This is a genomic window from Pedobacter westerhofensis (assembly GCF_900182595.1).
Lineage (GTDB): Bacteria > Bacteroidota > Bacteroidia > Sphingobacteriales > Sphingobacteriaceae > Pedobacter > Pedobacter westerhofensis.
Genome location: NZ_FXTN01000001.1, coordinates 439,141 through 451,401, shown reverse-complemented (window position 1 = coordinate 451,401; position 12,261 = coordinate 439,141). Strand labels below are relative to the sequence as shown.

The 12,261-nt window shown below is 41.2% G+C and carries 12 protein-coding genes; 8 read left to right on the top strand and 4 right to left on the bottom strand.

What is annotated here, in order from left to right:
• The first annotated feature begins 35 nt into the window (after positions 1-35).
• The 6 genes from FN831_RS01805 (at position 36) to FN831_RS01780 (ending at position 4,986) form a co-directional block, all read left to right on the top strand.
• Complete coding sequence (locus FN831_RS01805) at positions 36-284, top strand: type B 50S ribosomal protein L31 (RefSeq protein WP_090554400.1); 249 nt, start codon at positions 36-38, stop codon at positions 282-284.
• Between the two features lie 97 nt (positions 285-381).
• Positions 382-1,557: a putative sugar nucleotidyl transferase gene (locus FN831_RS01800; protein WP_142526472.1), complete on the top strand. Its 1,176-nt coding sequence runs from the start codon at positions 382-384 to the stop codon at positions 1,555-1,557.
• Between the two features lie 117 nt (positions 1,558-1,674).
• Positions 1,675-2,436: a triose-phosphate isomerase gene (gene tpiA / locus FN831_RS01795; RefSeq protein WP_142526471.1), complete on the top strand. Its 762-nt coding sequence runs from the start codon at positions 1,675-1,677 to the stop codon at positions 2,434-2,436.
• Complete coding sequence (gene prmA / locus FN831_RS01790) at positions 2,436-3,278, top strand: 50S ribosomal protein L11 methyltransferase (protein WP_142526470.1); 843 nt, start codon at positions 2,436-2,438, stop codon at positions 3,276-3,278. The genes tpiA and prmA overlap by 1 nt, the downstream gene beginning before the upstream one ends.
• Entirely contained in the window at positions 3,275-4,627 is a 1,353-nt protein-coding gene (locus FN831_RS01785; protein ID WP_142526469.1) for a UDP-N-acetylmuramate--L-alanine ligase, read from the top strand. Before prmA ends, FN831_RS01785 begins: the two co-directional genes overlap by 4 nt.
• A gap of 29 nt (positions 4,628-4,656) precedes the next feature.
• Positions 4,657-4,986 carry a helix-turn-helix domain-containing protein gene (locus tag FN831_RS01780; protein ID WP_041884843.1) on the top strand — a complete coding sequence of 110 codons (330 nt, stop codon included), beginning with the start codon at positions 4,657-4,659 and terminating at the stop codon, positions 4,984-4,986.
• An 8-nt stretch (positions 4,987-4,994) separates the two neighbouring features.
• On the opposite strand, the gene FN831_RS01775 is transcribed toward FN831_RS01780, so the two are convergent.
• From FN831_RS01775 to FN831_RS01760, 4 genes are all read right to left on the bottom strand, one after another.
• On the bottom strand, positions 4,995-6,116 hold the full coding sequence (locus tag FN831_RS01775) for a GNAT family N-acetyltransferase (RefSeq protein WP_142526468.1): 1,122 nt from the start codon (positions 6,114-6,116) through the stop codon (positions 4,995-4,997).
• Positions 6,117-6,190: 74 nt separating this feature from the next.
• The gene (locus FN831_RS01770; RefSeq protein ID WP_142526467.1) at positions 6,191-6,388 is read right to left on the bottom strand and encodes a hypothetical protein; all 198 of its coding nucleotides are present in this window, start codon (positions 6,386-6,388) and stop codon (positions 6,191-6,193) included.
• Between the two features lie 438 nt (positions 6,389-6,826).
• Positions 6,827-9,760: a sensor histidine kinase gene (locus tag FN831_RS01765; protein ID WP_246101291.1), complete on the bottom strand. Its 2,934-nt coding sequence runs from the start codon at positions 9,758-9,760 to the stop codon at positions 6,827-6,829.
• The gene (locus FN831_RS01760) at positions 9,750-10,529 is read right to left on the bottom strand and encodes a LytR/AlgR family response regulator transcription factor (RefSeq protein WP_142526466.1); all 780 of its coding nucleotides are present in this window, start codon (positions 10,527-10,529) and stop codon (positions 9,750-9,752) included. The genes FN831_RS01765 and FN831_RS01760 overlap by 11 nt, the downstream gene beginning before the upstream one ends.
• A gap of 164 nt (positions 10,530-10,693) precedes the next feature.
• Between FN831_RS01760 and FN831_RS01755 the strand changes: the two genes are divergently transcribed.
• Both FN831_RS01755 and FN831_RS01750 read left to right on the top strand, forming a co-directional pair.
• Positions 10,694-11,407 (top strand): ferritin-like domain-containing protein, encoded by a 714-nt coding sequence (locus FN831_RS01755; RefSeq protein ID WP_142526465.1) that lies wholly within the window; start codon positions 10,694-10,696, stop codon positions 11,405-11,407.
• Positions 11,408-11,417: 10 nt separating this feature from the next.
• On the top strand, positions 11,418-12,248 hold the full coding sequence (locus tag FN831_RS01750; protein WP_142526464.1) for a ferritin-like domain-containing protein: 831 nt from the start codon (positions 11,418-11,420) through the stop codon (positions 12,246-12,248).
• The last annotated feature ends 13 nt before the right edge of the window (positions 12,249-12,261 follow it).

Sequence of the window (12,261 nt, the reverse complement as noted above, 5' to 3'; positions counted from 1 at the left end):
CCTTCAAAATAAGCGACAAATAAGTATAAATTCATATGAAAAAAGATCTTCACCCATCAAACTATAGATTCGTAGTATTTAAAGATATGTCTAACGAATATTCTTTCTTAACTAAATCTTGTGTAGATACTAAAGAAACTGTTACTTGGGAAGATGGTAATGAGTACCCTCTATATAAATTAGAGATCTCCCACACCTCTCACCCATTTTACACTGGTAAAATGAAACTGGTAGATACTGCTGGTCGTATTGATAAATTCAAAACACGTTACGCTAAGAAATAATCGTAGCCATATAGGAAATTATTTAAAGTCCCGATGCTTATGCTTCGGGACTTTTTTTATTTTTGTCAGATTGGCTGAAAAAGACAAATAAATACACATGAAGATAAATTTATTTGATGATAGCTCCTGGGCTTCACTGCGCCCGCTCACCTATACCAGGCCAGTTGCTGATCTGCGTTTAGGCATACTGACTATAGCAGAAAAATGGGCAAAGTATGCTGGCCATGTGCCCGGCTTTCTGACCGCAGACTACCTGTCTGTCAAATACGCTGCACATCATGATGCAGATACCTTCGTAAATGGTGCCATATGTCCTGATGAAGCGCTCTTTGAGGCGATCAGCGACCTCAGGAGCGGTGAAGTGCTGCTAAAGGATACACTTGTGCTGGCTTACAGGGTAAATGCCGGTGAAGCGATAACTCCTGCACAGTATGCCGGCCTCCGCCCCAAGGGCTATACAGGATCTTTTACACATATTGTATATCCCGAAGATATTTTCAGGAATAATGATACGGAACTCAGGGCTGATTTTGAACTGCTCACCAAGGGAAGGTCTTCTGGCAGGCTGAGTGCTACCAATACTATTTTGGGCGACCAGATCTTTCTTGAAGAAGGTGCTGAGGCGGAATGCGCCACGTTCAATACCCTGAACGGACCTGTTTATATCGGCCAGAATGCGCAGGTTTGGGAAGGTTCACATATCCGGGGATCTTTTGCCCTATGCCACGGCTCCAATGTGAAAATGGGAAGCAAGATCTACGGGCAAACCACTGTTGGCCCCTACAGCACTGTAGGCGGTGAGCTCAAAAATGCAGTGATCTGGGGATATTCTGCCAAAGGGCACGAAGGATACCTTGGAAATTCTGTAATGGGGCAATGGTGCAATATCGGCGCCGACAGCAACAATTCAAACCTGAAGAACAATTACGCGGATGTAAAGCTCTGGGATTATGAGCAGCGCTCTTACCGCAATACAGGGCTGCAGTTTTGCGGGCTCATCATGGCTGACCATGTAAAATGCGGGATTAACAGCATGTTTAACACCGGGACAGTAGCAGGTGTAGGTTCAAATGTGTTTGGTGGTGGATACCCGGCAAATTTTATCCCTGATTTTTCCTGGGGATGTACAAAGGAAACTGAAGTTTATAAACTCAATAAAATGTTTGAAACCACTGAAAAGGTATTTGAACGCAGAAATATTGAGTTTAATCAGATAGAAAAAGATATCTTGGCTAAGATTTTTGAATTAACAGAAATTTATAGACAATCTTAATATATAGTTTTTTACTTTAGCATCTATTTGTGTAGCCAGATTCTTTTTGGAAATATAGTATAATGTTAAAATACCGTTTAGTAGAATATAGATAACAGAAATAACAATAGATTAATTATGAGAAAGAAAATAGTAGCAGGAAATTGGAAAATGAATACAGATTATGCAGAGGGTATTTCTTTGTTTTCAGAAATCGTTAACATCGTAAAAGATGAGAAAAAAGGCGACCAGATTGCTATCATATGTGCCCCGTTTATCCACCTGAACAGTTTGGCAAAACTGGGCGGAGAAGCTGTTAAAATCGGTGCCCAAAATTGTCACCAAAACGAAAGCGGCGCATTTACAGGCGAGATTTCCGCAAAAATGATCAAATCTGTTGGTTGTGAATACGTTATCATAGGGCACTCAGAGCGCCGCCAGTATTTTGCTGAAAGCGATACCCTGCTTGCCGAAAAAACTAAAATTGCCCTTGCCAACCAGCTTACACCCATCTTTTGTATCGGTGAAACACTGGATGAAAGAAACAATGGTAATTTCTTCGAAATTTTAAAAAACCAGCTGGTTAATGGTCTTTTTGTTCTAAGTGCAGAAGATTTTGCAAAAACGGTGATCGCTTATGAGCCGGTTTGGGCTATCGGAACCGGATTAACGGCAACAGCTGAACAGGCACAGGAAGTGCATGCGTTTATACGTGCAGAAATTGCTGCGCATTATGACGCTGATGCAGCTGAAGCAACATCAATCTTATATGGTGGCAGCTGTAATCCTAAAAATGCTGCAGAATTATTTGCACAAACGGATATCGACGGCGGACTGATCGGTGGTGCTTCTTTGAAATCACGTGATTTTGCAGATATCGTTAAAACATTCAATGCTTAATGCAATACATACAGGTTACATTTAGTTTCGTCAGCATTCAGGAATATCAGAAAGACCTTCTGATCAATGAGCTGGCGGAAATTGGTTTCAATACATTTGAAGATACGTCCAATGGTTTTTCTGCTTTTATAGATGAGGACAGCTATAGCCAGTATAATCTCAATGACGTGCTGATTCAGTTTGAAGACGAATTTGAATATGCATATACAGTTACAGAAATTGCTGCAGAAAACTGGAACGAGGAGTGGGAAAAGAATTTTGAACCACTGATTATTGACGAACGCTGTTATGTGCGGGCAACATTTCATGCCCCGCAGCCCCAGTACCGTTATGAAATCGTAATTGATCCAAAAATGGCATTTGGTACAGGCCATCATCAAACTACAACTATGATGATGCGTTATATCCTCGACGCAGATGTTTCTGATAAGCTGGTTTTGGATATGGGCGCAGGTACCGGCATCCTGGCTATTCTTGCCGCAAAAATGGGTGCAAGAGAATTGGTTGCCATCGATAACGACGAGGTATGTTACCTCAGTGCAAAGGAAAATTCTGCTCTAAATGATATTACTTCCATTACTGCCCTCTGGGGTGGTAAGGAAGTTATTCCTGCACGCGAATTTGATATCATCCTGGCCAACATTAACCGTAATATATTGCTGGACCAGATACCGGTTTACGCCAGCGTACTAAAGCCTGGAGGCGATATTTATTTCAGTGGATTTTATGAATCGCCTGATCTGGCGATGATCACTGAAGCATGTAAAGCTTTTAATATAACCTATTGTGACCATCAGAAAATTGGCGACTGGGTAGCTGCACATTTTAAAAAATCAGAATGAGAATACATTTTATCGCTATAGGCGGAAGCGCAATGCATAATCTTGCTATTGCCCTGCATAAAAAAGGGTTTAATGTGACAGGGTCCGATGATGCGGTTTTTGAGCCCTCTGCCGGCCGGCTTGCGCGCTTTGGCCTGCTGCCATCAGAAATGGGCTGGCATCCGGAGATGATCACCACAGACTTGGATGCTGTAATCCTGGGCATGCATGCCTTTGTTGATAATCCGGAATTACTGCGCGCGCAGGAGCTTGGGTTAAAAATCTACTCCTATCCGGAATATATTTATGAGCAGACGAAAAATAAATTGCGTGTAGTAATCGGCGGGAGCCATGGTAAAACAACCATTACTTCAATGATCCTCCATGTGCTCAATTTTCATGGAAAAGATTTCGATTACCTTGTAGGCGCTCAGCTGGAAGGATTTGATACCATGGTAAAGGTGACTGATTCTGCTCCAATGATCATTATTGAGGGTGATGAGTACCTTGCTTCGCCTATAGACAGGCGACCAAAATTTCATCTTTACAAAGCAAATATTGCAGTTATTAGTGGGGTAGCCTGGGATCATGTTAATGTTTTTCCTACTTTTGGGGAATATATGCTTCAATTTGAAGCATTTATTAACACGATTCAGCCCGGTGGAAAATTAATCTATTGTGAGGCTGATAAAGAATTACGTAATATTGTTGAAGTGAGTAACAGTGAAATTACTAAAATAGGGTACGAAATTCCGGCACATGACGTTAAATCTGGTATCACGTACCTTCTGCCTCAGAATTTGCCGCTGAAAGTTTTTGGCGATCATAATCTGATGAATTTAAGTGCTGCGAAACTGGTTTGTAAGGAGATTGGTATAAATGAAGATGCCTTTGATGAGGCGATAATTTCATTTAAAGGGGCTGCAAAAAGACTGGAGCTGTTATTTTCTGAAAATAATACCAGTGTATTTAAGGATTTTGCTCACTCTCCGTCAAAAGTCAAAGCCACAGTTGAGGCAGTAAAGTCACAATTTGAGGAAAGAAAGTTAGTGGCCTGTTTGGAATTACACACATTTAGTAGTTTAAATAAAAATTTTTTACTACAATATGCAGATACGATGATCCAATCAGATAATCCTATCGTATATATTGATGAAAAGACATTTCAACAAAAAAAAATTACACCGTTCAGTGAAATAGATGTTCGAACAGCATTCAAGAACGATCGGCTTACTTTTTTTGATAATGCCAATACTCTCGGGCAATATTTGAGGGGATTAAATTTTAAGGATACCAACCTGCTCATGATGAGTTCTGGCACCTTTGGAGGAATGGATTTAATCAAATTGGCACGTGAGTTGAATATTTAAAAGAACAAAACACACCTAAATTTATAAAAATGAACATTATCGGTAAGAACATCAGACAACTTCGCCAGAAAAATGGTTGGAGCCAGGGCGAAGTAGCCAAAAGACTCAACATCTCTATTCCTGCGTTTTCAAAGATTGAGACGGGAATTACAGACATCAACATTTCACGACTTGCTCAGATCGCTAACCTTTTCGAAGTTTCTACAATGGACATCATCTCTAAAGAGGGGGAAAATCCTCAATCTGTAAATTTCGAAGAGATCAACAATCTGAAAGCAAAACTTTCTCTGAGAGAAGAAGAGATCATTAAGCTTCAGAAAAAAGTGATTGATCTTTACGAAGAGATCAGAGAAAAATAAGATTTCTTTTAAGAGAACAATTTACGCAGCGTCAGGTGCCGCTTTCCAAAAGTGGCTCCTGTCGCTTCATGAATAGAGAGCATTTTATCATTAAAGTCTCCCACCCATGAAAGTTCAAGCTCATCGTACTGCTCCATAGGCAACACATATTCCTTGAGTTTGATAAACAGCGCCGATTCCAGGCCATGCTTCTGATAAGCAGTTTTAGTTCCCATCACAATCGCCCGCATCCTGTTAACGCCTTTCCATCTGCGGTAAACAAACCGCAACTTTTCAATTAAACCCAGTTTTCCGTTAAAATCTTTTATCATTTGATTAGCATCCGGGATGATAACTACGAATGAAGCCGGTTCTCCGTTCAAATAAGCAAACCAAATTAACTTTTCATCCATTATGGTCTCCATCTGCTTAAAGCTCTCCTGAAGGGTCTCTTTTTTGATCGGGACAAAGTTTTCAAAATCTTTCCAGCCGTCGTTATAGATCTCCATCAGGTCTTCCACATATTTATCAGCGTTTTTCTTTGAGAAGTGCTCAAACGTATAGCCGGGCTTGTTGGCTACCCAGTTGGCAATTTTGGTGAAACGCTCGGGGAAGGGGTTTCTTACGGCAAGATGGTTGGTGATCTGCTGATAGGAGGTTGTAAAACCATAGTTATCAAAAAATGCCTGATAGTATGGCGGATTATAATTCATTCCGTAAGAGGGAGGAGTAAAGCCCTCCACCAGCAATCCCCAGAAAGTATCGTTCTCCCCAAAATTGATAGGGCCGTCCATCGCCTCCATGCCCCGTTCTTTGAGCCAGGCAGCTGCCGTATCAAATAAAAGAAATGCTGCCTGCTGATCATCAATACATTCAAAAAATCCCATTCCGCCGGTGGGCTGTTCGTAATTGTAAGCCTTTTTCTGGTTGATAAAGGCTGCCACCCTGCCTATCGTTTCGCCCGAATTATTCTTAAGGATCCAGCGGGTACATTCTCCATGTTTAAAAAAAGGATTTTTAGCAGGGTCAAATGTTTTTTCTACATCCTGGTCAAGCGGGCAAATCCAGTTGCTGTCATTTTTATAGATGAGCTGCGGAACTTTTAAGAACTCTTTTTTTGTTTGGGAATCAGAAACGGGAATAATTTGCATTGAAAGGAGAGGTATTTTAAATAAAAAAGCATCTTGGTGTAAGATGCTATATATGTTTTATTGGTAAGAATTATCTAGTAGCTTTCGTCATCATCATCAAAGTCGTCGAACGTGTCAAGATCATCCAGTGGCAGATCAAAATCATCGTCTTCGTCGTCATCATATGTTTTATTTTTTTCAACGGAGTCAAAAGAATTTTCATCAGTCATTTCCTTGTCCTGCGCCTGATCATCTAATGAACCTTTCTTAATGGATTTTTTTGGATTTGTCATTTGTCTAAAATAAAATTGCCAGTATTTATTGATAAGTTAAAAATACAAAAAAACTTTTTAAATCGCACCCCGGGATGCTTTGTTGTTTTTTTTGCTCAACCAAAAATAACATAAAAAGCATTTTAAAAAAAGAACTATTTTCAAAATTCTACCTAAGATTTTTAACTGATTGCTGATCAGACAGAACTTGTTTTAGTTATAAAAATCAGGGGCAAAAAAAAAGTGGTAAAGCTTTAACTTTACCACTTTTAACACACAAATGAAACCTGAATTGAGATAAGTTTTAGGTTAGGTGAAAAAATATCTTTTGCCAATTCTATAAGAACGCTTTTTGCAAACTTTGTTTGCTTTAATATCTATAACAAGTTTAATGCAAATTTAATCTGAAAAGAATTATAGTTAGTAAGTGGTAGGGATCATTGAGTAAACGGTAAAATGCTACCTGTTTGGTACTAAAATGGAGATCGTTGTGCCCCAGTTACCGTTCTGCCTGATGTTAATCTGTATCGGATCTGCCTCAATCTGGTTGATCAGGTTTACCCGTTCCTGTGTGAGGCTCATGCCCTTACTGTTGTGTTTTTCGTTTTTCACACGCAGTGAATTGTCTATTCCCACGCCGTCGTCAGTAATCTGGATCAGGAGCGAGTCTGTTCCCTGATGGCTGATTACAATGGCCAGGTTGCCGCCTTCTTCTTTTGGCATCAGGCCATGCCAGATTGCATTCTCGATATAAGGCTGCAAAATCATGGAGGGGATCATTGTTTCGTCCTGATCTATATCCGGGCTGATGCTGATGGTATAATTGAACTTATCGCCAAACCGCATTTTTTCAAGGCTCAGGTACAGTGACAGATATTCAATTTCCTCTTCGAGAGAAATAAAACTTTTTGTACAGATGTCCAGGTTTTTTCTGATCAGCCTGGCAAATCCAGTGAGTATTTTATTGGCAGATGAAGTATTTTTTGTATTGATATAATGCTGGATGGAGTTCATTACATTGAACACAAAATGCGGGTTCATCATGGCCTGCAATGCCTGCTGTTCCAGCATCAGGATTTTGTTCTTTAACAACAGCCGCTGCTGGTCTTTATCTTTCTGCTGCCGGGTTACGATCACGGCGATTTTGTAAAAACTGAAACTGGCCAGAAGCAGTACAAGGACCATAAACCATAGCGACTGCCAGAAATGTGCTTTCAACACAAAATTGACACTTACAGGTTTGCTCCACTGGCTGTTGCTGGTCCTGGCGCTCAGTTCAAAAGTATATTGATCAGGCTCCAGTGAAGAAAATTCAAGCCGCCTGCTCTTTGTCTCCGTCCATCCGCTGCTGGGGTTTAACCTGTAGCGGTACGAGATGTTGTTGTTCTGGAAATCAATGGCACTGTAATAAAAGGTGATATTATTATCTGACGCTGCAAAGATCATAGAAGAGTTCAGATCGATCAGCTTTTTATTGTTGATTACTGAGGAGATCAATACTTTGGGCACTTCCTGTGTTCTGTCGTACGGGCTGTTGGCAAAATAAATAAGGCCGTGATTGGTAGCGAAAAACGCAGTGTCTTTATCGGCATAAACTTCATTTACATCGTTGTCCAGCATGCTGTTGGTAAAATCAAACGATTCCACAGGATACTTATCTTTCAAAAGAATCCGGTTTACAGCGATATTGGTGACTACCCATACGTATCCCTGTTGCACAAAAAGCTTTTTACAGATATTGCTTGCAAGACCGCTTTCTGTGGTGATATGTCTGATGACCCTGCCCTGCCGGAGGAAAATAATTCCATAGCCGTCAGTGGCAAGCACCATCGTTCCGTTTGGAAGCGCAGCCATATCATTGATCCGCTTGCTCAGTAAGCCGTCTTTCTGATGCAGGTGGTTTGTTTTTCCGTTTGAGAATTGAGAAAAGCCTGCACTGTTGGAAAACCAGAGGCGGTGCGACTTGTCGTAATATACCCGGTATGCCCTGTCGCTGAAATAGTTTTTTCCCTGCTGGTAAGCTGCAGCAGAAAAGGAAAAATTATGGAGCGGGTCTGGCAGGATCACTACTCCTGAGGATAAGGCCAGCGCCAGCTGATTGGAATTGCTGATACTGAAGTTTTTTAATACGTAACTTGAATTATTTGATTCGCGCAGATAACGGGGCTTTCCGGGAGTTTTATCCGTAAGGCCAACTACCCCCAGCGCATAATCAGATGAAAAAAACACATTTTTTCCGGCTGAATCCATTGCCAGTTGTTTAATGGCGCTAAATTTATTTCCCGGAAGGTTTACACAGCTGAGCGTATAACCGGGCCTGCTGAGGATATTGATTGTACCATTGTCCATTCCCAGCCACAACCTGTTCAGCCGGTCTTTCATCAGGCTTTTTATGCCATTATTGCTCAAACCATGAGTCTGGTCTACCACATATATCCTTTTAGATTTTTGCGGCAGCATATAGATGCCGTTACTGGTGGTAAACCACATATTCCCCTTGGTATCTTTGATCACCTGCGTAGTTTGTACGCCGGACAGGTACTGGATGCGGTGGCCGTGCTTATCAATAAAATAAACGCCATAATTATTGGCCAGCCATATTTCCTGCTGATTTTCTGCGTAAAAGTAACCCGGGTTGTTTTTGAGCAGGGCCGTGTCAATCTTTAGAATGAGTTTTTGATTGCTGCCATCTTTAAGGTTAAGCCCGCTGCCATCGAGGTACAGCAGCGTTTTTTCTGGCCGGTTCAGCGCAGTTTTAAACGAGAGCATTCCTGTGCCCGGTTTTGCGCTGATGAAGGTGCTGCCGGTAAAAAAATGCACTGAATTTGCGCTCACAGCCCATAAGCGGCCTGTTTTATCTTCATACATCACTGTGGTGATAAACTGACTGGACATATTGCCGGAAACGTATTTGGTGACCGTTTTTCCTTTCCATTTTACCAGCATGTTTTTATTGGTGCCAAACCACATATTGCCCTTGCTGTCTTCAAAAAATGAGATGACAATGCTTTTAAAATTTAACATTTTAAGGGCGGTGTCGTTCTTTTCATTAAAGATCTTGCCATTGTAAAAATAGCTGAGCTGGCCATTTAAGGCAGAAAACCAGATCCTTCCCTGATGATCTTCATGTAGTTTGATGATCTGGTTGTCTGGCAGGCCATCATCTATGGAGAAGGTTTCAAAAACCTTGCCGTCAAAACGGCATACGCCTGCGTCTGTAGCTACCCAGATATAACCTTTTTTATCCTGCAGCGTATAGTAACAGGTATTGCTGGGCAAACCGTCTTTTGTGTTGAAATGCTTTACAAAGGTGGTTTGTCCGAAGCTGTACATACAGATCAGGAGAAAGAAGCCCAGAAAGTACAGGCCCAGAAACCGGATATTATTTATCACTTGAAAAGCGGGTATAAGATTTAACTTTTTCTACAAAAATACTAGCTCTGCGACGTGATACCGCGATTTTCTCTCCATTTTTTAACAGTACTTCCAAACCGTTCCTGGAATTGTATTCTTTGAGATAGTTGAGGTTGACGATGCTTGATTTATGGATCCTCACAAACTGGTCTTCGGGCAGGATTTCTTCATAATCCTTCAGTACCCTGGATACGGTAATCTTGTCCCTGCTGTCCAGGTGAAAGACAGAATAGTTACTGTCGGCCTCAATTCTGATGATCTCATTCAGGCCGATCAGCGTGTAACCCTGTCCGTTGGGCAGGCTGAGCTTACGAATTTCTGCCCCATCATTTAATGTTGAAGATAAATTTTTGAGGCGCTCTTTTTTGTCCGTCTCCTGCTCGCTGTTGCGGACCACTTTAGAAGCTTTATCTACCGTTTCTTTAAGCTCGTCAATGTCGATCGGTTTCAGCAGGTAATCCAGCGCATTTGCTTTAATTGCCTTTAATGCGTACTGGTCAAATGCCGTGGTAAATACTACCTGCGCGTGGTTATTTTTCGCCTCCGGAATGAGTTCAAACCCATTTTTACCAGGCATGGCAATGTCCAAAAAGATCAGGTCCACATCAAAATTAGAGAGCAGTTCTGTGGCTTCATCCACAGACTTTGCAATCCCGCAGATATGTACATTTTCACAGTTTTCCTGTAAAAGAAAGTAAAGTGAAGAACGCGCGAATTCTTCGTCATCAACTATAATCACATTAAGCACAGGCAGATATTTTAATCAAGGTGAATTTATCAAAAAAATGGGCCACATAAGAATTTTTCTTCATTATCTGAAAACCGGATGAATTTTTCCCGCGTATGTCATGCTAAAGACACGAATTATTCTTTACATAAACGAACCATTAAAAAACTAAAAAAAATCTACTTATGAAAAATTTTCAACAAGAAGATCAGGAATTGCTGCATAAAGAAAGTGGCATACTGACTGCTCAGCTGCAACGCCGGTCTTTCCTTCAATATGCAGGAGCAGGTGCTGCAGGTATTGCGCTGATTGCTGCGGGCTGTAAAAAAGATGACGGCAGTGAAGGCCTCAGAACTGATGGTGTAAACCTTGGATCTGGTGATGTGGGTATTCTTAATTATGCATATGCCCTGGAGCAACTGGAAGCTGCATTTTATGATGCCGTAGTAAAAACTCCATACTCAGGTATCACTGCTGCTGAACTTTCATTGTTAACCGATATCAGGGACCACGAACTTGCTCACAGGGAATTCTTTAAAAAAGCCCTGGCTACTAACGCTATCATAGGTCTGGAGGTAGATTTTAGTTCTATTAATTTTACACAAAGGGCAAGTGTACTGGCTACAGCCAAAGCATTTGAAGATCTTGGCGTATCTGCTTATAACGGTGCAGGTAAACTGATTAAAAGTGTAGATTATTTAGTGCTTGCCGGCAAAATCGTTTCAGTTGAAGCAAGACACGCTGCATTGATCCGCGATTTAATTGAAAATGGAACTTTTGCCAACTCAGAAGTAGTTGACGCAAACGGGTTAGATAAAGCAAGGACACCTTCAGAAGTACTGACTATTGCATCGGGATTTATCAAAACAAAAATTAACGCATCTAACTTACCATCTTAATTAAGACATCATGAATATCATTAATATATTAGACGAAATTGAAAAAGTGGATGGCGAAATCTATGAGCGCTTAAATCCACGCAGGGCTGCAATGAAATCGTTTTATAACTTTGGTTCTAAAATGGCTGTTGCCGCTGTTCCTCTTGCCCTTGGTTCTATGTTCAAAAAAGCATATGGCCAGACTACTTCTACTGTAATCGACGTGCTGAACTTTGCACTTACCTTAGAATATCTGGAGTATTATTTCTATCAGCAGGGTGCTGCTACGGCAGGATTGATTCCTGTGGGAACTCCTGCAGTTTCTGCAATTAATACGATCCGTGATCATGAGTTGGCTCACGTTAACTTATTAAAAGGTGCAATTACTGCTTCGGGCGGTACTCCGGTATCTTTTGTTGCCACACAATTTGACTATACTGCTAAAAGTACTTTCCCTACGGTATTCACCAGCTATCCAACATTCCTTGCTGTTGCACAGGCATTTGAAGATACAGGTGTGAGAGCGTATAAAGGTCAGGCACCCGCTTTAATGGGCAGTCCTAGTGTATTGCAGACAGCATTACAGATCCACTCAGTTGAAGCACGTCACGCGTCACATATCCGTCAGATGCGTAAAGCTCCTGCTGGCGGAGGAGTAACTGCATTAAAACCATGGATTACCGGTGCCAACGACAGTGGTGTTCCACAGGTTGACGCTGTATATAAAGGTGAGGACAATGTTACTCAGGCTGGTATTAACATTCCAAGCTTAGGCGTTTCTACTGCCGCAGCTACTGAATCATTTGATGAGTTCCTGGTAAAAGCAGATGTACTTGCTATTGCCTCGTTATTTATAAAATAAAATAGTTTGTTTA

What these genes read in the sequence shown, in the direction of transcription:
- FN831_RS01750 (WP_142526464.1), top strand. Translation starts at nt 11,418, where the DNA reads ATGAATATCATTAATATATTAGACGAAATTGAAAAAGTGGATGGCGAA.
- tpiA (WP_142526471.1), top strand. Translation starts at nt 1,675, where the DNA reads ATGAGAAAGAAAATAGTAGCAGGAAATTGGAAAATGAATACAGATTAT.
- FN831_RS01800 (WP_142526472.1), top strand. Translation starts at nt 382, where the DNA reads ATGAAGATAAATTTATTTGATGATAGCTCCTGGGCTTCACTGCGCCCG.
- FN831_RS01805 (WP_090554400.1), top strand. Translation starts at nt 36, where the DNA reads ATGAAAAAAGATCTTCACCCATCAAACTATAGATTCGTAGTATTTAAA.
- FN831_RS01770 (WP_142526467.1), bottom strand. Translation starts at nt 6,388, where the DNA reads ATGACAAATCCAAAAAAATCCATTAAGAAAGGTTCATTAGATGATCAG.
- FN831_RS01775 (WP_142526468.1), bottom strand. Translation starts at nt 6,116, where the DNA reads ATGCAAATTATTCCCGTTTCTGATTCCCAAACAAAAAAAGAGTTCTTA.
- prmA (WP_142526470.1), top strand. Translation starts at nt 2,436, where the DNA reads ATGCAATACATACAGGTTACATTTAGTTTCGTCAGCATTCAGGAATAT.
- FN831_RS01780 (WP_041884843.1), top strand. Translation starts at nt 4,657, where the DNA reads ATGAACATTATCGGTAAGAACATCAGACAACTTCGCCAGAAAAATGGT.
- FN831_RS01755 (WP_142526465.1), top strand. Translation starts at nt 10,694, where the DNA reads ATGAAAAATTTTCAACAAGAAGATCAGGAATTGCTGCATAAAGAAAGT.
- FN831_RS01785 (WP_142526469.1), top strand. Translation starts at nt 3,275, where the DNA reads ATGAGAATACATTTTATCGCTATAGGCGGAAGCGCAATGCATAATCTT.